Annotated in this window: 20 protein-coding genes; 7 read left to right on the forward strand and 13 right to left on the reverse strand. The window is 71.2% G+C overall.

Features of this window, described 5'->3' with window-relative positions; translation table 11 throughout:
- Positions 1 to 139: 139 nt before the first annotated feature.
- The 5 genes from ACFZB3_RS11715 to ACFZB3_RS11735 all read right to left on the reverse strand — a co-directional run bounded on the left by ACFZB3_RS11715 (position 140) and on the right by ACFZB3_RS11735 (position 4,285).
- The gene (locus ACFZB3_RS11715; protein ID WP_361283262.1) at positions 140 to 904 is read right to left on the reverse strand and encodes a succinate dehydrogenase iron-sulfur subunit; all 765 of its coding nucleotides are present in this window, start codon (positions 902 to 904) and stop codon (positions 140 to 142) included.
- Positions 904 to 2,658, reverse strand: coding sequence for a succinate dehydrogenase flavoprotein subunit (sdhA, locus tag ACFZB3_RS11720; protein WP_391373310.1), 1,755 nt, complete (start codon positions 2,656 to 2,658; stop codon positions 904 to 906). The genes ACFZB3_RS11715 and sdhA overlap by 1 nt, the downstream gene beginning before the upstream one ends.
- A 19-nt stretch (positions 2,659 to 2,677) precedes the next feature.
- Positions 2,678 to 3,157 (reverse strand): succinate dehydrogenase hydrophobic membrane anchor subunit, encoded by a 480-nt coding sequence (locus tag ACFZB3_RS11725; RefSeq protein ID WP_351714984.1) that lies wholly within the window; start codon positions 3,155 to 3,157, stop codon positions 2,678 to 2,680.
- A gap of 5 nt (positions 3,158 to 3,162) precedes the next feature.
- The gene (gene sdhC / locus ACFZB3_RS11730) at positions 3,163 to 3,543 is read right to left on the reverse strand and encodes a succinate dehydrogenase, cytochrome b556 subunit (protein ID WP_071659649.1); all 381 of its coding nucleotides are present in this window, start codon (positions 3,541 to 3,543) and stop codon (positions 3,163 to 3,165) included.
- 193 nt (positions 3,544 to 3,736) lie between these two features.
- On the reverse strand, positions 3,737 to 4,285 hold the full coding sequence (locus tag ACFZB3_RS11735) for a 2-oxo-4-hydroxy-4-carboxy-5-ureidoimidazoline decarboxylase (RefSeq protein ID WP_391373315.1): 549 nt from the start codon (positions 4,283 to 4,285) through the stop codon (positions 3,737 to 3,739).
- Positions 4,286 to 4,449: 164 nt separating this feature from the next.
- Between ACFZB3_RS11735 and ACFZB3_RS11740 the strand changes: the two genes are divergently transcribed.
- The 5 genes from ACFZB3_RS11740 (at position 4,450) to ACFZB3_RS11760 (ending at position 9,868) form a co-directional block, all read left to right on the forward strand.
- Complete coding sequence (locus ACFZB3_RS11740) at positions 4,450 to 6,123, forward strand: family 20 glycosylhydrolase (RefSeq protein WP_391373318.1); 1,674 nt, start codon at positions 4,450 to 4,452, stop codon at positions 6,121 to 6,123.
- A gap of 126 nt (positions 6,124 to 6,249) precedes the next feature.
- A complete protein-coding gene (locus tag ACFZB3_RS11745) occupies positions 6,250 to 7,017 on the forward strand; it encodes a DUF4328 domain-containing protein (protein WP_391373321.1) in 768 nt (255 codons plus the stop codon).
- Positions 7,018 to 7,183: 166 nt separating this feature from the next.
- Positions 7,184 to 7,753, forward strand: coding sequence for a hypothetical protein (locus ACFZB3_RS11750; RefSeq protein ID WP_391373324.1), 570 nt, complete (start codon positions 7,184 to 7,186; stop codon positions 7,751 to 7,753).
- Positions 7,754 to 7,974: 221 nt separating this feature from the next.
- Entirely contained in the window at positions 7,975 to 8,283 is a 309-nt protein-coding gene (locus tag ACFZB3_RS11755; protein WP_391374043.1) for a hypothetical protein, read from the forward strand.
- 112 nt (positions 8,284 to 8,395) lie between these two features.
- Positions 8,396 to 9,868, forward strand: a complete 1,473-nt coding sequence (locus ACFZB3_RS11760) for a DHA2 family efflux MFS transporter permease subunit (RefSeq protein ID WP_391373327.1) — start codon at positions 8,396 to 8,398, stop codon at positions 9,866 to 9,868.
- Positions 9,869 to 9,925: 57 nt separating this feature from the next.
- Here ACFZB3_RS11760 and ACFZB3_RS11765 read toward each other — a convergent pair whose 3' ends face one another.
- Complete coding sequence (locus tag ACFZB3_RS11765) at positions 9,926 to 10,867, reverse strand: LysR substrate-binding domain-containing protein (RefSeq protein ID WP_391373330.1); 942 nt, start codon at positions 10,865 to 10,867, stop codon at positions 9,926 to 9,928.
- A gap of 72 nt (positions 10,868 to 10,939) precedes the next feature.
- Between ACFZB3_RS11765 and ACFZB3_RS11770 the strand changes: the two genes are divergently transcribed.
- Positions 10,940 to 11,881: an EamA family transporter gene (locus ACFZB3_RS11770; RefSeq protein ID WP_391373333.1), complete on the forward strand. Its 942-nt coding sequence runs from the start codon at positions 10,940 to 10,942 to the stop codon at positions 11,879 to 11,881.
- An 18-nt stretch (positions 11,882 to 11,899) separates the two neighbouring features.
- Here the strand turns inward: ACFZB3_RS11770 and ACFZB3_RS11775 are convergent, their stop codons facing one another.
- Positions 11,900 to 12,511, reverse strand: a complete 612-nt coding sequence (locus ACFZB3_RS11775; protein WP_391373336.1) for an LmbU family transcriptional regulator — start codon at positions 12,509 to 12,511, stop codon at positions 11,900 to 11,902.
- Positions 12,512 to 13,171: 660 nt separating this feature from the next.
- Here ACFZB3_RS11775 and ACFZB3_RS11780 point away from each other — a divergent pair.
- On the forward strand, positions 13,172 to 13,930 hold the full coding sequence (locus ACFZB3_RS11780; protein ID WP_391373339.1) for a LuxR C-terminal-related transcriptional regulator: 759 nt from the start codon (positions 13,172 to 13,174) through the stop codon (positions 13,928 to 13,930).
- 49 nt (positions 13,931 to 13,979) lie between these two features.
- On the opposite strand, the gene ACFZB3_RS11785 is transcribed toward ACFZB3_RS11780, so the two are convergent.
- From ACFZB3_RS11785 to ACFZB3_RS11810, 6 genes are all read right to left on the reverse strand, one after another.
- A complete protein-coding gene (locus ACFZB3_RS11785; protein ID WP_391373342.1) occupies positions 13,980 to 15,290 on the reverse strand; it encodes an ATP-grasp domain-containing protein in 1,311 nt (436 codons plus the stop codon).
- Between the two features lie 10 nt (positions 15,291 to 15,300).
- On the reverse strand, positions 15,301 to 16,623 hold the full coding sequence (locus ACFZB3_RS11790) for an MFS transporter (protein WP_391373345.1): 1,323 nt from the start codon (positions 16,621 to 16,623) through the stop codon (positions 15,301 to 15,303).
- Complete coding sequence (locus ACFZB3_RS11795; protein WP_391373348.1) at positions 16,620 to 17,720, reverse strand: GNAT family N-acetyltransferase; 1,101 nt, start codon at positions 17,718 to 17,720, stop codon at positions 16,620 to 16,622. Before ACFZB3_RS11795 ends, ACFZB3_RS11790 begins: the two co-directional genes overlap by 4 nt.
- 71 nt (positions 17,721 to 17,791) lie before the next feature.
- On the reverse strand, positions 17,792 to 18,766 hold the full coding sequence (locus ACFZB3_RS11800; RefSeq protein WP_391373351.1) for an aspartyl/asparaginyl beta-hydroxylase domain-containing protein: 975 nt from the start codon (positions 18,764 to 18,766) through the stop codon (positions 17,792 to 17,794).
- Complete coding sequence (locus ACFZB3_RS11805) at positions 18,763 to 20,091, reverse strand: diaminopimelate decarboxylase (RefSeq protein ID WP_391373354.1); 1,329 nt, start codon at positions 20,089 to 20,091, stop codon at positions 18,763 to 18,765. Before ACFZB3_RS11805 ends, ACFZB3_RS11800 begins: the two co-directional genes overlap by 4 nt.
- Before the next feature lie 32 nt (positions 20,092 to 20,123).
- Positions 20,124 to 21,116 (reverse strand): fatty acid desaturase, encoded by a 993-nt coding sequence (locus ACFZB3_RS11810; protein WP_391373357.1) that lies wholly within the window; start codon positions 21,114 to 21,116, stop codon positions 20,124 to 20,126.
- Positions 21,117 to 21,531 lie beyond the last annotated feature (415 nt).

Raw genomic sequence — 21,531 nt, forward strand, 5'->3', positions numbered from 1 at the left:
CAAGTATGGAACAGGGGTGTCGCTTCTCGGCGTAGCTTGTAAAGAGCCGGGGCTGCTGATGTGCGCAACGTCGTGACGGACGAGGGCCCCGCTCCCTCCACAGGAGCGGGGCCCTCGGCGTCGGGCGGGACCGGGTAGGTCAGAAGCGGCGCGTGATCAGGGCGCGCTTGACTTCCTGGATCGCCTTGGTGACCTCGATGCCGCGCGGGCAGGCGTCCGTGCAGTTGAAGGTGGTGCGGCAGCGCCAGACGCCGTCGCGGTCGTTGAGGATCTCCAGGCGCTGCTCGCCGGCCTCGTCACGCGAGTCGAAGATGAAGCGGTGCGCGTTGACGATGGCCGCCGGGCCGAAGTACTGGCCGTCGTTCCAGAAGACCGGGCACGAGGAGGTGCAGGCCGCGCAGAGGATGCACTTCGTCGTGTCGTCGAAGCGCTCGCGATCCTCGGCCGACTGGAGCCGCTCACGCGTGGGCTCGTTCGTGTCCTTCGTGATGAGGAAGGGCATGACGTCGCGGTACGCCTGGAAGAACGGGTCCATGTCCACGACCAGGTCCTTCAGGACCGTGAGGCCCTTGATGGGCTCGACCGTGATCGGCTTCTCGGGGTTGATGTCCTTGATCAGCGTCTTGCAGGCGAGGCGGTTCTTGCCGTTGATGCGCATCGCGTCCGAACCGCAGATGCCGTGCGCGCAGGAGCGGCGGAAGGTCAGCGTGCCGTCGACGTCCCACTTGATCTTGTGGAGGCCGTCGAGGACGCGCTCCTTCGGGTCGATCTCCAGCTGGAAGTCTTCCCAGACGGCGTCCGCGGAGACCTCCGGGTTGAACCGGCGGACCCGGAAGGTGACCGTGATGAGGTGGTCCGAGGCCGCGGCCTCCGCCTCCACCTTGTCCAGAACGGGAGTTGCCATCAGTACTTACGCTCCATCGGCTGGTAGCGGGTCTGGACGACCGGCTTGTAATCGAGACGGATGGACTCCGTGCCGTCGTCGCCCACCTCGCGGTACGCCATGGTGTGGCGCATGAAGTTGACGTCGTCGCGGTTGGGGTAGTCCTCGCGGTAGTGACCGCCGCGGGACTCCTTGCGGGCGAGTGCGGAGACCGCCATGACCTCGGCGAGGTCGAGCAGGTTGCCGAGCTCGATCGCCTCGAGGAGGTCCGTGTTGAAGCGACGCCCCTTGTCCTGGATCGAGACGTTCTTGTAGCGCTCGCGCAGCTCCGCGATCTTCTCGACCGCCGTCTTGATCGTCTGCTCGGTGCGGAACACCATGACGTTGGCGTCCATGGTCTCCTGCAGCTCCTTGCGGAGCGTGGCGACCCGCTCGTTGCCCGTCGAGGAGCGCAGCTGCTCGATCTGGGAGACGACGAACTCGGCCGGGTTCTCCGGGAGTTCGACGTAGTCGACGGTGTGCGCGTACTCGGCGGCCGCGATGCCCGCCCGGCGGCCGAACACGTTGATGTCGAGGAGCGAGTTGGTGCCCAGGCGGTTGGCGCCGTGGACGGAGACGCAGGCGACCTCGCCGGCCGCGTACAGGCCCGGGACGACGGTGGTGTTGTCCGAGAGGACCTCACCCTCGACGTTGGTCGGGATGCCGCCCATCGCGTAGTGCGCGGTGGGCTGGATCGGGATCGGGTCCGTGTACGGCTCGATACCGAGGTAGGTGCGCGCGAACTCGGTGATGTCCGGGAGCTTGGCGTCCAGCTGCTCCGGCGGCAGGTGCGTGAGGTCGAGGTAGACGTGGTCGCCCTCGGGACCGCAGCCGCGGCCCTCACGGATCTCCGTGTAGATGGAGCGGGACACGACGTCACGGGACGCGAGGTCCTTCATGACCGGCGCGTACTTCTCCATGAAGCGCTCGCCGTCCTTGTTGCGGAGGATGCCGCCCTCACCGCGGGCGCCCTCCGTCAGCAGGATGCCCATGCGCCAGATGCCGGTCGGGTGGAACTGGAAGAACTCCATGTCCTCCAGCGGCAGCCCGCGGCGGTAGACCGCCGCCTGGCCGTCACCGGTCAGCGTGTGCGCGTTCGACGTCACCTTGAAGAACTTGCCGGTGCCGCCGGAGGCGTAGATGACGGCCTTCGCCTGGAAGATGTGGATCTCACCGGTGGCCAGCTCGTAGGCGACCACACCGGACGACTTCTGGACGCCGTCCTCCTCGGTGATCAGCTGGTCCAGGACGTAGAACTCGTTGAAGAACTCCACGCCCTCCTTGACGCAGTTCTGGTACAGCGTCTGGAGGATCATGTGGCCGGTGCGGTCGGCCGCGTAGCAGGACCGGCGGACCGGGGCCTCGCCGTGGTTGCGGGAGTGGCCGCCGAACCGGCGCTGGTCGATCGTCCCGTCGGGCGTCCGGTTGAACGGCAGGCCCATCTTCTCCAGGTCGAGGACGGCGTCGATGGCCTCCTTCGCCAGGATCTCGGCGGCGTCCTGGTCGACCAGGTAGTCACCGCCCTTGACCGTGTCGAAGGTGTGCCACTCCCAGTTGTCCTCCTCCACGTTGGCGAGCGCGGCGGCCATGCCGCCCTGCGCGGCGCCCGTGTGGGAGCGGGTGGGGTAGAGCTTGGTCAGGACCGCGGTGCGGCTGCGCTTCGTGGACTCGATGGCCGCGCGCATGCCCGCGCCACCGGCGCCGACGATGACGGTGTCGTACTTGTGGATCTTCATGATTCTCGCAGCCCCGTGCCTAGCGGATGTTCGGGTCGAAGGTGAAGATCACCAGCGAGCCCAGCAGGATGGTGAACACCGTGGCCGTGTAGAGCAGGCCCTTGAGCCACAGCCGGGTGTTCGCGCGCTCCGCGTAGTCGTTGATGATCGTGCGCAGGCCGTTCGCGCCGTGCAGCATCGCGAGCCACAGCATCAGCAGGTCCCAGACCTGCCAGAAGGGGCTCGCCCAGCGGCCGGCCACGAAGGCGAAGCCGATCTTCGACACGCCGCCGTCCAGCACCAGCTGGATCAGCAGGTGGCCGAGGACCAGGACGACCAGCACGACGCCGGACAGGCGCATGAACAGCCAGGCGGCCATCTCGAAGTTGCCGCGGGTGGAGCGCGGGGTCTTCTTGGTGCGCTTGCGCGGGGCCTCGATGAGGGGGGCCGGGTTGTCGACGTTGAAGAGGGGGGCGCCCTCGACGGGACCGACGCCGGCGGTGGTTTCAGTGGTCGACATCTGCGTCAGCTCCCGAACAGGACACGAGCGGCGTGGCCGAGAACGGGGTAAACGGCCCCGGCCATCAGGACGACCCAGACACCGACGACCGTCCAGAGCATCTGCTTCTGGTAGCGCGGGCCCTTCGACCAGAAGTCGACGGCGATGACACGCAGGCCGTTGAGCGCGTGGAAGAGGATGGCGGCCACGAGGCCGTACTCCAGCAGTGCGACGATCGGCGTCTTGTACGTGGCTACGACCTTGTCGTAGTCCTCGGGGGAGACGCGGACGAGAGCGGTGTCCAGCACGTGAACGAACAGGAAGAAGAAAATGAGGACGCCGGTGACTCGGTGAGCCACCCAGGACCACATTCCTTCCCGGCCGCGGTACAGCGTTCCAGCCGGCACGGAAGTCCCTCCGGGAGCGGGGTATCGGGGCCGCGCCGGCTTGTGGGTGTCGGTCGGGCCCGGCCGGGTACGGTCCACCGGCCCCCAGCATCGTAGCGAGGCGCTGCCGCTGGGCTTACGCCGGGCCTACCGGTGTGATCAAAGTGGCACGCGTATGGGTGAGCGCCGACGGGACCGGGGGTGGTCTGTGCGGTTATCTGCCGGGTGCGGCGCCGTTGGGGCTGGTCGCGCAGTTCCCCGCGCCCCTCAGGAGGGACTGCAGCCGTTCCCTGGCAAGGCGCCGGAGCTCCTCGGCCGCGATGACCCGTTCCTCCTCCGGATCGTTTGTCAAACGTGACCGGATGCCTGCCAGGACGTGGTCCAGGGATTCGGCGGGCGGTGTGTCGCCCAGGTAGACGACGAAGACGTGGCCGAATTTGGCCTCGTAGGCCGCGTGTGCCGCCGTCAGTGCGGTGTGGGCCGCCGAGTAGGTGTCCGCGGGCAGCTCCGGGAGGCTCTCGCCCGCCAGCGCCTCGGCGAGGTCCGCCGGCGACAGGTCGTACGCCGCCTCGTCCGCCGCGGCCAGCAGGGACTCCACGTCGGGGTAGGGACGGTGGTCGGCGATGCGGCGGGACCAGCGCAGGCTGTGCAGGCAGTGCAGGAGCAGCGCGTCGGCCTCGTCGTCGGGAGCGGCGTTGAAGGCGTCCAGCGGAGTGGGGAGATGGGGCAGGCGGTGGGCGGGCAGCGTGGGTCCTCGCGTCACATGCGATGTGGCAGGGGTGGCAGTGGATGCCGTGAGAGATGTGTCGTCGACGTTATCGAGGACGTTCACGGTGTGTCCGTTGGTTGCCTGAATTTCACCCGAACGGGAGAGTTTCAGATTGCGTCGGTGACGGCCGTGCGGTGGGTGCGTCGTAAGTTGTAGCCGTGAGCCAGCACAGGCGCAGGCCGTCGGCACGGCAGTTCACGCGGAGGCGGGCGGTGGTGGTCGCCGCGGCCTTCGCGGGGACCGTCGCGCTCGGCACGGGCATCGGGGTATGGGCCTCCTCGGGCGGCGGCGACGGCGGGAGCACCGCAGGAGCGGCCCGGCAGCCGTCCGGGAGCGACCGGGCGGCCTCGTCCGGGGCGCGCTCCGGGGCGGCGACCCCCACTCCCTCGCCCACCCGCAGCTACCCCCTCTCCCAGGCCCCCCGCACCATCCCCGCGGTCCGCTCCCACACCGCCGCCCGCGGCCCCGGCTGGCGCCCGCAGCGCGGCGGCCGGGTCGTGGTGAGCGACGCGGCACTGGCCGACGAGGGGCGCCTGACCGCGGGCGAGCTGGGGCTGTCGTACGCCGGGCAGAAGGGCGCGGACGACGATGTCAGGCCCGGGGACCTGCGGCTCGACCTCGGCGGCACGGGGGACCCGGAGTCGTACACCATGACCGTGCGCGGCGGGACGGTCCGGATCAGCGGGCCCGGGGACGCCGGCGTCTTCTACGGCACCCGGACGCTGAAGCAGGAGGTGCACGGCGGCGGTACGGCCCCTGAGGGGGTGGTGCGGGACCAGCCGGCCAAGCCGCAGCGCGGGTTCATGCTGGACATCGCGCGCAAGCCGTTCACCGCGGCCTGGATAGAGTCCCGGATACGAGAACTCGGCGACCTGAAGTTCAACCAGCTCGGGCTGCACTTCTCCGACGACCAGGGCTTCCGGATCGAGTCCGACAGCCACCCCGAGATCGTCTCCCGGGACCACCTGACCAAGGCGCAGGTGCGGGAGATCGTCGCGCTCGCCGCCGCCCGGCACATCCAGGTCGTACCGGAGATCGACTCGCCGGGCCACCTCGGCGCCGTCCTCGCCGCCCACCCGGAGCTGCAGCTGCGCAACGCGCAGGGCGTCGCCACCAGGGGTGCCGTCGACATCTCCAAGGACGCCTCGGCGAAGCTCGTCGACGATCTGCTGGACGAGTACGCCGACCTGTTCCCCGGCTCCTACTGGAACCTCGGCGGCGACGAGTACCAGGCCCTGACTGTCGCGAACCCGCAGGCCTCCTACCCGCAGCTGGCGACAGCCGCCGAGCAGGAGTACGGCGACGGGGCGACCGTCGCCGACCTCACCACCGGCTGGCTGAACGCCCGTGCCGACACCGTCCGCGCCCACGACCGCACCCTGCGGGCCTGGAACGACGGCTTCCTCCGGGGTGCCTCCGTGCAGCCCGCCGACGACCTCCAGGTCGCCTACTGGACCGGCAAGGAGATCGGCGCCCGGCAGCCCGTGGAGTACCTGAGGGCGGGCCGCAAGGTCCTCAACTACAACGACGAGTACCTCTACTACGTCCTCGGGGAGCCCAACACCTTCGTCTACCCGACCGGTCAGCGCATCTACGAGCAGTGGATCCCGCGCATGCTGCGCGGCACCTCGGCCGTGGCCGCGCGGTACGAACCCCAGGTCCTCGGCGGCTCCTTCGCCGTCTGGTGCGACCTCGCGGGCTCCCAGACCCAGGACCAGGTGGCGGCCGGCATCCGGATGCCGCTGCGGGCCACCATCCAGAAACTCTGGGACCCGGACCCCCCGACGATGTCCTGGACGGACTTCAGGGCCCTGGCGAACCGGCTGGGCTGACCCGCGGGGGACGCGGCGACCGCGGCAATACGGGTGGACGTACGGCGGTGACGGGCCGTATGTTCCGCATTCCGCGCGCGGGCCAGGGGAGGGTTCCGTGCACTGCCGCGTCCCGGGGGAACCGTCTTGATCTGCGCCCGCTGCCACCACTTCGCCGCCGCGCCCGGCGCCACCCTGTGCCACCGCTGTCTCGGCGACTCGCCCGAGCCGGCCCCGGCCTTCGGCAGCACGCCGGGGCTGTGGCTGCGCTCGCCGGTGGGTCTCGGCTGGGCCGCCGCCGTACTGCTCGGGGCGGTCGTCGCCGCCGACCTGTTCGCCGTCCTGGCGGACTACCTGCAGTACGACGCCACCGGCGCGCTGGCCGACGGCGAGACCGGCGCCGCCGCGTTCCGCCGGGCCGACCGCGCCGACGAGCTGCTGGGTGTCGCCGCCGGGGCCCAGGCCGTCTCGCTGGTCGCCTGCGTGATCGTCTACCTGTGCTGGTTCCAGCGGGTGCGGGCCAACGCCCAGGTCTTCAACCCGCTCGGGCACCGCAAGTCGCCGGGCTGGGCGATCGGGGGCTGGTTCGTGCCGGTTGTGAACCTCTGGTACCCGCGCCGGATCACCCTCGACATCTGGGACGCCAGCACCCCCTGGGGCACCACCCGTTCGCACACGCTGATCAACGCCTGGTGGACGCTGTGGCTGGCCTCGCTGCTCGCCGACCGCGCCGGGACGACCGGCTACGGCGACGACGCCGAGGGCGCCGCCCAAGTGCACGACGGCGCGCTGCGGTTGATCCTCTCGGACTCCCTCGACCTGGCCGCCGCCGTCCTCGCGATCGTCCTCGTCCTGCGGCTGACCCGCATGCAGCACGAGAAGGCGATGGCGGGCGCCGCTCCGGCCGGGCTCTGATCCACGGCCGCGTACCGCGCCGTTGGCCGAAAAGCCTTTCTTCGGACTCCTCCGGATCCCGGGTGCCCGACCCGTGTGACACTGCCGTACCGTCGCACGCAGTTAGGGAAAGTACGAGCTCCGTGCAAGTGGGGCCTTGGTATGTACCGTTTCTGGGAGGCGTGGGATGAGCCTGGTGGAGCTGATCGCTCAGGCCGATGAACGCGGACTGGCTGCCAGCGGGTTGGCCTGTTTGGATCGGTGCGTGCCGCTGCTCGGCGGGGACGACCTGGTGCTGCGGCCGCTGTGGGCGAGCCTCGCCGACGGCTCCGACTGGAGCGCGGGACTGGAGAAGGCGCGCGGCTCGCTCGGCGCCGGCGAGGAGACCGGCGCGGCGGCGGGCGGCCGGGCCGACGAGGCCGAGGCGCTCGCCCGCCGGATGCTCGACGCCGCGCCCGTGTCGCAGGAGGCCGCAGGCGTCCGCCTGTGGGCCGACGCCTGTTCGGTCGCCTCGCTGCAGATCCACCGGCTCCTCGACCCCGCCGAGGACGCGGCGCCCTCGGTCGACACCCGCCGCGAGGGCGGCACCGAGGGCATGTCCCCGCTGGTCGCCGCCGAACTGCGCCGCCAGGTCACGGTGCTCGAACTGCTCGCGGGGCACGGTGCGGCCGGGCTGCGCCGCGCGCTGGACGTCTCCACCGAGGGCCGCCGGGTGTTGCGCGCGGTGGTCTCGCGCCGGGCCCGCGGCCTCGGGTGAACCATTGGTGAGGGCGGTGCGGGGGTCCTGCGCCGGTTGCGGGAACAGCCACGGATCCGGGTGACGAATCCGCGGCCGGCCTCGCTCTTCCCTGTGTGACCTATGTGACCGGTGCGACAGCCCACCACGTGACACCCCGCCATGGGACGGCGCAGCAGCAGCAACAGACCAGGCCGCATGCCGCCGGCAGACCCGCCCGGTGGGCGGCGGACGCGGTGGCGATGATGCGCGAGGGCGCCCGGGTCCGGCTCGACTACTCGGCGCAGAGCCTGTGGCGGGTCGACCGGGTGATCGAGGAGATACGCCGGGAGGGCGCGCCGTACGACGCCGTGCGCGAGACGCTGCGCGGTCTCGGGGCCTACGCCGGCGAGGTGATCGCCCGTCACACCGGCGCCGAGTGGTGGGCGTCCGGCGGCGAGCACTGGATCCGCACCCCGGACGGCCGGCTCTGGGACCCGATCGAGGAGGCCCGGCGCTGCTACGGCGGCCACGGCTCGCTGCGGCTGCTGTGCCGGGACGCCCTGGGGTAACGGGAGGGGCTCGCGCGGCGCGCGGTTCGGGGCGGGCGCGCGGCTCGGCAAAAACACCGTAATAAGAGACGCGGGCGTTCCCAAGTGCGCGGTGGGGGAGCACGATTGGCCCATGGCCGACAACCGACGCTGGTGGGCCCTCGTCGTCATCGCACTGGCCCAGCTGATGGTCGTGCTCGACATGACCATCGTCAACATCGCGCTCCCCTCCGCCCAGGTCGCCCTGCACATGTCCGACGGCAACCGGCAATGGGTGATCACCTCCTACACCCTCGCCTTCGGCGGACTGCTGCTGCTCGGCGGCCGGATCGCCGACCTCGCCGGACGCAGGATCGCCTTCATGACCGGCCTGGTCGGCTTCGCGGCCGCCTCCGCGCTCGGCGGGGCCGCGGTCAACCAGGGGATGCTGTTCGGGGCGCGGGCGCTGCAGGGCGTGTTCGCCGCGCTGCTCGCGCCGGCCGCGCTGTCGCTGCTCGCGACGACGTTCACCGATCCGAAGGAACGCGGGAAGGCGTTCGGCATCTTCGGCGCCATCATCGGCGCGGGCGCCGCAGTGGGGCTGCTGGCGGGCGGCTTCCTCACCCAGTACCTGGACTGGCGCTGGTGCCTGTACGTCAACGTGCCGATCGCCCTGGCCGCGTTCGCCGGCGCCTGGGTCCTGCTGCCCGGCGGGGGCCGCCATCCCGACGCCCGCCTCGACGTCCCCGGCGCCCTGCTCGGCTCGGCGGGCATGCTCTCCCTGGTCTACGGCTTCTCCGAGGCGGAGTCCCGGAGCTGGACCGACGGCCTGGTCCTGACGCTGCTGTTCGGCGGGGTCGCGCTGCTCGGCCTCTTCGGGTACTGGCAGACGCGCGCCCCGGTGCCGCTGCTCCCGATGACCGTCGTACGGGACCGGCAGCGCATCGGCGCGTTCCTCACCGTGCTGCTGGTGACCATCGGCATGTTCGGCGTCTTCCTCTTCCTGACGTACTACATGCAGCGCGTCCTCGGCTACTCGCCCGTGAAGACCGGCGTCGCCTACCTCCCCATCACCGTCGGCATGGTCACCGGCTCCACCCAGATCGCCGCCCGGCTGCTGCACCGGGTCCCGCCGCGCGTGCTGATGGTGCCCGGACTGCTGGTGGCGGCCGGGGCGCTGGCCCTGATCGCCCAGGTCGGGGTGGAACCGGCGTACGCCTCGCACATCCTGCCCGGCATGCTGATGCTCGGCCTCGGCATGGGCACGGCGATGATGACCTCCGTCTCCCTGGCCACCGGCAACGTCGCCCCGCGCGACTCGGGCGCGGCCTCGGCCACCTTCAACACCGCCCAGCAGGTGGGCGGTTCGATCGGTACGGCCCTCCTCAACACCATCGCCGCGAGCGTCACCACCCGGTACGCCACCGCGCACGCCGCGACCGTCCCGGACCGGACGCTGCTGGCGGCGAAGGCCGCGGTGCACGGCTTCAACGTGGCCACCTGGTGGGCGATGGCCGCGCTGCTGCTGGGCGCCCTGATCGCCGGCGTGGTCGTGAACGCGGACCGGGCCCCCACCCCGCAGGCCGCGCCGGAGCGGACCCCGGAACCGGTGGACTCGGCCACCTGAACCGCGCGGACGGCAGCCGGGGTACGACGGCGGGCCGGGCCCGGCCGGTCGTGGGGATCACGGGCGGCCGGTGGGGGCCGGCACCTGCGAGTCCGCCGCCGAGGCCAGCATGTCGAGCGTGCCGCAGATGTCGGGGCGCCGGCCCGTCCCCGTGTGGTAGACGGCCTGGACGCTGCGGTGCACCGGGGTGGTCAGCATGTGCACACTCAGCTCCGGAGAGGGCGACGGCAGCGCCAGCCGGGGGATGAGGGCTACCCCGGCACGGCGGCTGATCAGTGCCGTCAGCACCGTGAAGTCGTTCGCCACGGCCACCGGTTGGGGCACGAATCCGGCTGCTCCGCAGGCACGTTGGGTCATCTCGTGGCAGGCCGTCTCGGGGCCGGGCAGCAGCCAGGGGGCGTCGGCGAAGTCCTTGAGCTCGGCGGGGGCACCCGCGGCCAGGCCGTGGCGGGCGGCGTCGGCCGGATGGAGGACGAGCAGCACGGGCTCCTCGAACAGTGCGCGCTGCTCGCAGCCCGGGGGCAGCGGGCGGGGCACCAGGCTGTAGGTGTGCGTGACGGCGATGTCGACCTGGTGCCTGCCCAGCGCGGCCTCGGCGGCGTGCGGTTCCTGCTCGAAGACGTGGATGACCGGGGCGTCGGGCGCCGGTGCCTGGCCGGGGTCGGGCCAGAGCCGGGGGAGCAGCGCGCGGGCGGCGGTGGGGAACGCCGCGATGCGCACGCTGCCGCGCTCACCGCGCCGCATCGCGGCCAGCTCGGACTCGGCGGCGGCCAGGTTGCCCAGGACCACATGGGCGTGATCGATGAGCCGCTGTCCGGCGGCCGTCAGCTCCAGCCTGCGGCCGCGCTTGAGCAGCAGCGGTACGCCGGCCTCCTTCTCCAGGGCGGCCAGCTGCTGGGACACCGCCGAGCCGGTGAGATGCAGCGCCTCTGCGGTCGCCGCCACCGTGCCCTGCGCGGCGAACTCGGCGAGCAGACGCAGCCGGCGTACGTCCAACAAGTAGCCCACCTACCGATCGACGCAAGAAAACCTAACTGGACCTGAACGATCGTAGACGGCACAGTCGATGGCGTGAAGCCCGACAAGACCCTGCTCGCGCTCGCCGCCACCGTGGTGCTGTGGGCCTCCGCGTTCCCGGCGATCCGGGTGGCCCTGGAGGGATACGGGCCGGGGCCGCTGTCCCTGCTCCGCCTCCTGGTGGCCACCGCGACCCTCGCCGCCGTGCTGCCCTGGGTGACGGTACGGCTGCCCGGCCGCCGGGACCTGCCGCGCATCGTGGCCGTCGGCGCCGCCGGGATGAGCGCCTACCAACTCCTGCTGAACTGGGGCGAGGTGCATGTACCCGCGGGCACCGCCGCCCTGATCGTCGCCACCGTCCCGGCGATCAGCGCACTGCTGGCCGCGGCCTTCCTCGGCGAGCGGCTCGGCCCGGCCAAGGTCGGCGGATCCCTCTGTGCCCTCGCCGGTACGGCCCTCATCGCCGTGACGGGCGGCCGGACCGGCTACACCGCGGCGGCCTGGACCGTCCTCGCGGCCGCGGTCGCGCAGGCCGTGTACCACTTCGCCATCAAGCCGCTGCTGCGCGACTACAGCGGCTTCGAGGTCGCCGTCTACGCGATGGTGGCGGGCACCGTCCTGCTGCTCCCGCTCGCTCCCGCCACGGTGCGTGCGGTGGCGGACGCCCCGGCCGGCGCCACCCTGGCGGCGCTCTACCTCGGGGTCCTGCCGTCGGCCGCCGGATTCGTGGTCTGGGGCTACGCCGTCGCCCGGCTCACGGTCACCGCCGCGACCGCGGCGCTGTACCTCGTGCCCGTGACCGCCCTCGTCGTCGCCTACGTGTGGCTCGGCGAGAAGCCGGGACTCGTGGAGTGCCTCGGCGGAGTCGTCACCCTCGCCGGCGTCGCGCTGCTCAACAGGAGACCCCGCCCCGGCGGGCCCGGTGGCGACCGGACCGCCGGGGACGCCCCGGGCGGGGTGCCGGCGCGGAGTCCGGCCGGCCCGTCGGGCCGCTGACACGTGTACGGCCGGTCGTCAGTGCGCCGGGGTGTCCTCCTCGCTCGCCGCCCGGTCGAGGCAGAGCACGATCCAGTCCGCGAGGTTACGGCCGTGGCGCTCGGCGGCGGTGGCCCACCTGCCCTCCTGTTCGCTGCTGACGTGCACCTGGACGCGGATGCGCTGGTCGTTCTCCTCCGGCTGGGCCGACAGTGCGAGGCGCACCTGCTGGCGGAGCATGTTTCTCGACCAGCCCTCCTGGGCGGCGCGTTCCAGCCACACCGTGCGTGCGGCGGGATCCAGCGAGGCGACCTCCGCGTGGTGCTGGAAGCTGACCTTCGGATGCCGCTCGGACGCCGGGTAACGCCGGGCGATCCAGGCGTAATTGCGCAGCGTCTTGTAGTCCAGTCCGGTTTCCTCCGTCGCCTTGCGGTATCGGTTCGGATACTTCTCCTGGCCGTAAACAAGCCAGTCGCCGAGCCACCAGCAGGACGAGTCAGATATCAGGAATAAATGCCTGCCGAATCGCTGCCACTCCGTCAGCGAGAAGTCCGGGGGCAGGCAGAGACTGGTACGGCGAGTGAGAGCCCGAGGGCTCAGTGGAGATGCGGGGGTACCTCGAAGATCGGCCAGGGTGGCGGATTTCTCCATGCAGATCTCATCCTTGGTCAAGGGTGACTGATGGTTCCATGCGGGAATGAGGTGTTCCGGCGCATGCGTAAGCGGCGCAGCACCCCGGAGGCAGGTGTGTGCCAGATTTTCCCGGTCTTGAAACCCCTAGAACCGTGCGGTGGTCGCGGTGCCAAGACCCCGACCGGCCGACTGATATGCCAGGTGTGGACAGGTAGGACGACAGCCCGGGCGAATGTTGCTATCGCTGCGGTTCGACAACTCGTCCTCTTCCGTGTCGTGGGAGGCTGCGTGTCAAGGGCCCCTGGCCGCTGTGCCATTGAAACGGCAAGACCCTGTTCCTGGCGGTGAGAACATTGTGACATCGCATTCGAGCCGTGGTCCAGATCAGTTCGCTGTCACTAATCGGCCTGGCCGCCGGAGGCCACTGTGCGGCGTCGACCCGCGACGATCACCCGGGTCAACGCCACTGTATAATGGGAGTTTTGGTCATAACCCCAGATGATCTTGGTACGCTGCGCCCGATGTTCGAAGGAGGGGGAGATGGGTTTGCGAACCGGTTCGAGCGGTGTGGCACGCGTGGGTTCCCTCGGTGCGAGCCTCTCGAAGGGTGACCGCGACACCGGGAATTCCCCATCCACCGGCCACGCACAGCCACTTGGGCCGGAACCCGAGGCGGAAGTGCGGCGCCTCGTCGAGCGCACCGCCCTGGTACTGCGCGACCTGGCCGGGGAGTTCGTCCACCTCGGCGAGTCCCTCGGCCGTGCGGCGGCCCGGCCCGGTACCGGCGTGTGGCCCGACGGCGTGTCCTACACGCTGCACCGCCTGACGGAACCGGCGGAGATCACGGAGGCGTTGTTCGACACCACCACCGTCGCGGTCGACGAGATCATCAGCACCCACCCCGGTCCGGTACCAGCGGACGGCACCCTCGGTGAGGAGCTGGAACGTACGCGCTACGCGCGTCGCCGCGGGGTGGTCGTACGTAGTCTGTACGGCGAGTGCTACTTCAAATCGCCCAACGGGGCCAAGCACCTGCGTAGTCTTTCCGCCCTCGGGGTCGGCGTCAGGCTGATGGGCTCGGTCCCGCTCAGGATCATCGTCAGCGACAGCCTGGTCATGTTCTCGGTACCGGAGGACGACGGCCTGGTCGTCCTGCGGCCGGCCGTGATCACCGATGCCGCGCGCCGCGTCCTGGAACACTGGTGGATCACCGCCACCCCGCTCGACGACCTGGTGCGGCTGCCGGACGCGCCCACCCCGCAGGAGCAGGCGATCCTGCGGCTGATGGCGGCAGGCGTCCGGGACGACGTCATCGCGCGGGAGATCGGGGTCTCCATCCGTACCCTGCGCCGTTCGCTCACGGCCCTCCTGGACAAGCTCGGCGCGGAGAACCGGTTCCAGGCCGGCATCAAAGCGGTGACCAGGGGCTGGCTGTAGCGGGCGGAGCCGTCCGGCGACGGGCCGGACGGCCCGGGCGGCGAGGCGGTCACCCCGCCGCGGACGTCTCGCCGACGGCGACGCGCACCGCCGACACCCACTGCCGGCTCAGCGCGTCGAGGTCGGCGTCGAGCGGTCCGTCGCCGACGACCGACAGCGAGCGGGCCCCGGAGTCCGCCTGCTCGCCGAGGAGTTCACCGGACTCCCGGGCCACCAGCACGGCCGTGCACCGCGCCGGTGCCTGCGCGTCCGCCGGCGTCGCGGCCGGCCACAGGCCGTCCCGCTTGATCCAGGACACCCCGGCCTCCGCACCGTCGAGGCCGACATCGCCCAACTGGCCGCTCCCGTGGTCGAGATAGCGCTGGACGGCGCGGCGGGCCGGCCGGGGGTAGTCCGGCTTCACACCCAGGGCCAGGTCGACGATCGCCGGTTCCATCGGGACCCCGGTCGCCAGATGCCACAGCATCGTGATCGCGTCGCCGGGCAGCCGCGCGGCCACCTCCATCAGCACCGCCTCGCCCCGGGACAGCCGGAACTCCGCGTGCGTGATGCCGTACCGGAAACCGATCCCGGCCAGCACCCCCGCGTTCGCCGAGAGCAGCGCCTCCTCCTCGTCCCCGGTGAGGCCGGGGGCCGGACTGGTGTGGCCCATCTCGGTGAAGAAGCGTCCGCCGTCCTCGTTGGTGCGCTTGGCGGTGATGCCGGACCACAGCACCTCTCCGTCGAAGACCAGGGCCTCCACGGAGAACTCCGGCCCCTCCACCAGCTCTTCGAGCAGCACCGACTCCTCGGGACCGTACCCTTCCAGGGCGGCGCGCAGGGCCTGGGCGTCGTCCACCCGGCGCACCCCCGAGCTGTACATGCGGCCGGCGGGCTTGACGACGGCCGGATAGCCGGGCGGCTCCGCCTCGGCGCGGCCGCTCGGAGCGACCGCCCGCCAGCGCGGGCCGAAGGCGTCCAGCGCGGTCCGCTGCATGATCTTGTCCCGGCACACCCGGGCCGCCCAGCCGCCGGGGCCGGGCAGCCCCAGCAGTTCGCCGAGCGCTCCGGCAGGGTCCACGAAGACCTCGCCGCAGCAGATCGACGCCTTGACGTCGTACTCCCGTACCCAGTCCTGCACCGCCGCCAGCACCGTGTCCACCGAGGAGTCGGGGACCCGCACCAGCTCGTCCATCAGCGACAGCGGGTGCGCCGGGTCGGCCATGTGGGCGCGCAGCCGGTCCATCGGCGTGTCCGGTCCGACGAGGACCAGCGGCACCAGGTCCCGCGCGACGATCTCCTCGATCAGCCGGGTCTGGCGGGCGAGAACGACCAGGTCACTCATCACGACCACGGCAGGCTTGCGGTTGTCCGGGTACACGGGCGTCACCTCACGAGGGGTTTGCGGGGGAGACCGGGGCGGAATCCAGCGGCTCTGCCGGGCCGGTGCCCGGCGCGTCGGCGTGCTCGCTCGGCAGCACCGCGGTGATCGCCGCGCGCAGCCGCAGCACCTCGACGGCGAAGACGGTGAAGCTCACGGCGAGCAGGGCGACGAAGACGGTCATCGAGGCACGCAGCCCCAGGAAGCCGCCGGCCCAGCCGCCGAGCAGGGCGCCGAGTCCGATCGGCCCGAAGGCGAAGAACCGGTAGGCCGCCGAGACGCTGCCCAGCCGCTCGGCCGGGGTGAGGACCTGGCGCAGCGAGACGGCGTGCACGTTGTACACCGTCATGCCGAAGCCGTAGACCAGGAACGCGACGCTCGCCGTCGTCATCAGCACCGGGCGCGGGCCGGCGGCGAACACCAGCAGCGTCGGGGTGAGCGAGGCGAGCCCCATGCCGACCACCAGGGCCCGCACCGTGGACATCCGGCCGCCCCGGCCGCTCGCCACGACGGCGCCGAAGATGGTGCCGAAGCCGCCCACCGTGATCGTCAGCCCGACCTGGGCGGGGGAGAGATGCCAGACCCGCACGGCGAGCAGCAGATAGATCGTCAGGACCGCCTGTTCGAGGAAGTTGAACATCCCCGCCTGCGCGGTCGTCACCCGCAGAATGGGGTGCCGCAGCAGGAAGCCCATGCCGGACACGGTCGCCGCCCAGGCCCGCGGCCGGTCCTCGGTCCTCGACTGCGGGCGGCGCGGGATCCGCAGCCCCAGGCTCAGCAGGCCGGCCGCCAGGCACATCGCGCTGATCACCACGAGACCGGGACCCGTGCCGGTCCGGTCGTAGAGCAGGCCGGCCGCGCCGGGGGCGCCGACCAGGCACATCGAGTAGACGAACTCCAGCCGCCCGTTGGCCGCGACCAGCCGGTCCGGCGGCACCAGGTCCGGCGGCACGGTCTGCGCGCACATGTCGGAGAACGCCACCAGGCAGCCCATGACCGTGCAGACGCCGATCAGCACCAGCACGCGGTGCGCCCCGTCGCCGTAGAGCGGCACCATCAGCAGCGCGGCGCTGTTGCCCAGGAACGCGACGGCGAAGCAGGTACGGCGGTCCCAGCGGTCGAAGGCGCTGCCGAAGAGCAGGGCGACCGCCAGCACCGGGAAGTACTGGAGGGCGTTGAGGAAGCCCACGACCGCCGGGCTCACCCCGTAGCCGCTGATCGCGATCAGCGGCAGGAACAGCAGCGCCACCTTGGCGCCCACCTGGGCGCAGATCTGGATCAGCCAGAACCTGAGGAAGGGGCCGGTCAGCACCCGCCGCCCGGACCCGTTCACAGCAGCTCCGCGAGGGCCGGGTCGGCGAGGGCACCCGCCACCGTCCGCGACTCGCCGACCAGCGTGCGCAGGGTCTGCGCGTTGGCCGCGGCCACCTCCTCGTCCCGCCCAGCGAGGACGCTCCGCTCACTGAGGTCGAGCAGCCACAGGGCGTTCAGCCGGCCGCCGCGCAGCGCCTTGGCCTCGTACGCCTCGATGCCCGCGTGCATCCGGCGCACCCCGCGCCCGGAGGCCTGCTGCAGCGGCAGGTAGTAGACGACGTTGAAGTACTCGGCCGCACCGGTCAGGGCCTCGTAGTCGAAGCCCGCCGCGCGCAGGTACAGCGAGTCGCCCCACACGTAGTACAGACAGAAGCCGACCGGCCGGCCCTCGGCGGTGCGGGCCAGGAAGACCTCGGTGCGGCCCCGCATGGCGCGGGCCTGGTCCTCGAAGGACGCCGCGAACGCCTTGGCGTCGGCCGCGTGGCCGTAGCGGCGCTGGGTGCAGGCGAGCAGATGGCCCGCCTCCTCGCAGCACTCGTCCAGGGTCAGCTGCTCGACGCGGTATCCGGCCTCCTCGAACCGCCGGCGGTCGCGGCGCACCCGCACGGAACGCTTGTAGCCGAGGCTGTCCAGATAGCCCTCCCAGCCGCCGTCCGGCACCGGGATCCAGGCCTCCAGCTGCAGCAGGACCGGCGGCGCGGTCACCCCGGCCCGCCGGAACGCGGCGACGGTCCGGTCGTCCAGGTACATCGCCATGCAGGGCACCGGGTCCCGGTCCTCGATCCCGGCGAGCTCCCGGGTCACCGGGGCGTCGGCCTGCCGGCGCAGCTCGGGCAGGAGAGCGGCGGCGGCCTCGTCGAGCGTGAGCGCCGGGTGGTGCAGCACCTGCGTGTGGTAGCCCCAGTGCTGACCGGTCATCAGTCCCCGGGGGCCGGGGCTCGGTAAGCCCCGGGAGGTGAGCAGCTCGTCCCACCGGTAGAAGGAGTTGCCCATGCTCCGCACCGCCGTCACCGGGACCCCGGCCTCGGGCCGGGCCGGGGAGCCGGTGTACACCGCGCCGACCCGGCCCGGCTGGTCCGCATGACAGAAGTCGAGCCAGCCGGACGACTGGTACATGTGGGGACCGACCAGGCGGTCCCAGCCACCGGGAGCGGTGCCCCCGGTAGCTGTGACGAAGGGGTTCATCCTTACCTCGGGTCGTGGAGCAGCGGCAGGGGCAGACTGCGCACCGTACTGCCAACGCGACTGCGTAGTACAACTTCCCTGTGTTCGCGGCGCAGTTGGACCGTGCGCTCCTCCGACCAGCCCGCGTACCGGAACTCCCCGTCCTCGATGTGGACGAGCCGGACCGGAGACGCTCCCTCGAAGGTGAGGAGCAGGTGGTCGTCCTCGGCGTGCACCGTGGCGCGGCGCCGCGCCACCGCGGGGTCGAGGAACGCGCCGTCCTCCTCCTCCCAGTCGGTGAAGGTCTCCGGCACCTCGAAGGCGCACTCCCATTCCTTCGGCGCGCCCGGCAGCCGCGTGGCCGGCCGGTTGAGCACCGCACCGCCGGCCAGCAGGAACTCCCGCCAGGAGTCGGGGAAGATCTCCGCCAGCTCCGGCACCACCAGGGTGTCGATGACCAGGTGGACCCGGGGCTCCGTGCCGTCGTTGCCGACCTGGTGGTTGCGGCTGAAGTCGCCGAACCAGAACTCGCCGGGCTGCCAGCGGTGGTCCTCTTCGTCCAGGGTCAGTACGGCGTCCGGGTTCGTGGTGACCGGCACGTGCAGCCGGGCCACTCCCCACGAGGGGCCGTACTTGGTGTCGAAGTGGAGATGGCTGTGGGTGCCCGGGCCGAGCGCCATGTAGCGCACGGCACGCAGCGGCGCCGGGATGGAGCCGAGCACCGCACGGGCGCGCGGGGCGCGGTCCAGCCACGCGGTGTCGGCGAAGTCGACCGGCCCCGGACCGCCGGGGTCGGTACGGTCGCCGTCGCCGCCGGGGCTGCGCAGGGCCAGGCAGGTCCAGTCGACCTTCGACTCCCAGCCGATCTCGTCGCCGTAGACCCGCTGGCGCTGCCACGCGTGCCGGCGCAGCTCCGTCAGTTCCTCGGCGAGGGCGGCCCCGTCGAAGGTCGCGTTCAGCCGGGCCGTGGCGGCCGGCTGCTGCACGGCGGTCGTCACACCGCCTCCGTCGTCAGGTCGTCGGGGACGATCTCGTTGGCCGTCACCTGGTCGATGGTCTGCCGGGCGCGGATGACGGTGAAGGTTCCGTCCGGGCGGCGCAGCACCTCGGGCGCCTCCGGGTAGGAGTTGAAGTTCTTCATCGACATGCTCGCGCAGTAGCCGCCGGCCCGTTCGACGACGAGGTAGTCGCCGGGCGTCACGGCGCCGAGCCGGACCGGGTTGAGCTCCTCGACCGAGCCGGACCGGGTGGTGAGCACGTCACCGGCGATGCAGCAGTGGCCGGCCACGTCGGTCGCCGGGCCCTCGGGCGGCAGTTCGCCGTCCCGGGTCACGGCCACCAGCGGGTGCGGGGCGCCGTAGTAGGACGGCCGCAGGATCTCGGTGAGGCCCGCGTTGATCTTCACGAACCGCCGTCCCTCGTCGCCGGTGGTCACCACGTCGATGACCTTGGCGACGATCGACCCGGCGTTGGCGACGAGGAAGGTGCCGGGCTCCATCTCCATGTGCAGCCCGCGGCCCGTCGCCTCGGCGAACTCCCGCAGGTCGGAGGCGAGTTCCTCGGCCCATTCGGAGTGGTCGTAGACGGGGTCGTCGGCCATCACGGTCAGGCGGTAGCCGCCGCCGAGGTCGACGGCGGTGACGTCGGCGAAGTCCTGGGCGATCTCCAGGACGCGCCGCGCGGCCGGCAGCAGGACGTCGGCGTGGTGGCCGGAGCCGATGTGCACGTGCAGCCGCACCACGGTGAGGTCGTAGCGCTCGGCGATGGCCTTCACCTCGGCGACCTGCTCGTGCCAGATGCCGAAGCTGGAGTCCGGGCCGCCCGAGGTCAGCCGGCGGACCAGGCCCGAGCCGAAGCCGGGGTTGATGCGCACCGACACCTCGGTGCCGGGGAAGGCCTCGCCGTACTCGGTGAGCTGGTGGAGGGAGCCGGCGTCGAACTTCAGCCCCCGCCGGATGAGGCCGGGCAGCTCGGGCGAGCCGAAGTCGGCCTCCTGGGCGGTCATCAGGATCTTCTCCGGTGCCACCCCGGCCCGGACCGCGCGGACGACCTCCCACACGGAACTGGCGTCGAAGTGGACGCCCAGCGTGTCGAAGAGCCGGATCACGGCGGCGCTGGGCGACGCCTTGAGGGAGTAGCGCACGGTGTGCCCGAAGGCGCTGGGCAGCCCCTTGAGCAGGGCGACCTTGTCGCGGATGCTCTGCTCGTCGTAGACGAAGACCGGGGTGCCGAAGGTCTCGGCGACGTGGCGGACCTCCGCCGGGGAGAGGAACTTCAGCCGTTCCAGCGCGGGGCCGGACGGCGACGTGGTCTGGGCGGACATCAGGTCGCGTTTCCTTTCTTGGGGTCCGTCGGTCACCGGGTCATGCAGTTGTCGGACTGGTCCTGGTAGGTGATCCGTCCGGTGAAGACGTCCTTGTAGAAGGACCAGTAGGACGGGGCGACCGTCTCGATGCGGCCTTCGATCACCTGGTGCAGGGCCCGCACGTTGACCATGGGGATGCCCTGGTGGAAGTGGTGCGCGGTGTGCACGTCGTTGCCGTTGGTGTACCACTTCGCGAACCAACCCGCCTCGATGGTGCGGGTGTTGGACAGAACGTTGGGGTCGGTCTGGGTGTTCAGACCGTAGTGCTCCGGCATCTCGATCAGGAAGTGCGCCGGCTCGGCGAAGAGCAGGGTGGGCAGCACCCAGACCCAGAGCAGGTACAGGTCACGGGCGAGCACCGAGTACGCGACCGCCGCGACGATCAGCACCGTGAACAGCAGGTACTCGGTGCGGATCTTCTTCGCCGCGAGGGTCTTGGTGACCTTCGGGTTGGTGCGGCCCACCACCGAGCGGCCGATGTCCTTGACGACGTCGCTGTAGCGGCCGAGGTGGTACGCGCCGCGCAGGAAGCCGGGTACGGTTCCCAGCCCCTCGAACCGGTAGTTGAAGAACTCCTGGTTCTGCGGGGTTCCGAGGTAGGCGTGGTGGCGCAGGTGGTCGTGCTTGTAGTGCCAGTACGAGCTGAGCATCGGCGCGCCGGCCAGGAAACCGACCAAACGGTTCAGCGAGCGGCTGTTGTAGGCGTGCTCGTGCAGGGTCTCGTGCTGGAGCTCCACGAGGTGCGCGTACATGAGGCCGTTGACCGGGATCGTGATTGCGATGACCCACCACGCCGGGTCGAGGGCGACCGCAGTCCACGCGGCGGCGGAGATCAGCACGGCCAGCACGAATTTCGCGGTGAAGACAGAAGGCTTCTTCACGAACATGGACTTCGGCAGGGCACGCCGTTCGTCCTTACCCCGGACCGGGGCGAGCAATACGTTGACGGAACCATCGAGATCGGGCTCGACTGCCTGGCTCACTTTCTTTCCCTCCCTGTCGGCAACTGGCGGTGATTGTGACGGGACGGATCGGAACAGTGCAAGGAATTGAATGGCTTCCATATGAAAGGGAGGGTTCCATTTCCATGGCGGGCCTGCCCGTATTCCGTTGCGGGCCTGCTCCGAATCAGAGAAACCGCCCGCAGGGAAATGGCGAAGCCTCGGCGGACCCGGGCCGGTGTCCCGCTGGCGGGACACCGCCCAGCCGCCCCGGGCGCCGGTGCACAGGGCCGCACGGCAACCCAACTGCCCTATATGGAACGGCACTTGAGGCCGACCCCGGTGGTACGCTCCGCGCCGCGACGCCGGGCCCGTGCCGGCGGGCGTCGACCGGTTCCGGGATTCCCGGAAAAGCGGAGGGTGAACGGTGAAGCAGATGGCAGCCGTATTTCTGCCA

This window comes from Streptomyces sp. NPDC008092, from assembly GCF_042957285.1.
Taxonomy (GTDB): domain Bacteria; phylum Actinomycetota; class Actinomycetes; order Streptomycetales; family Streptomycetaceae; genus Streptomyces.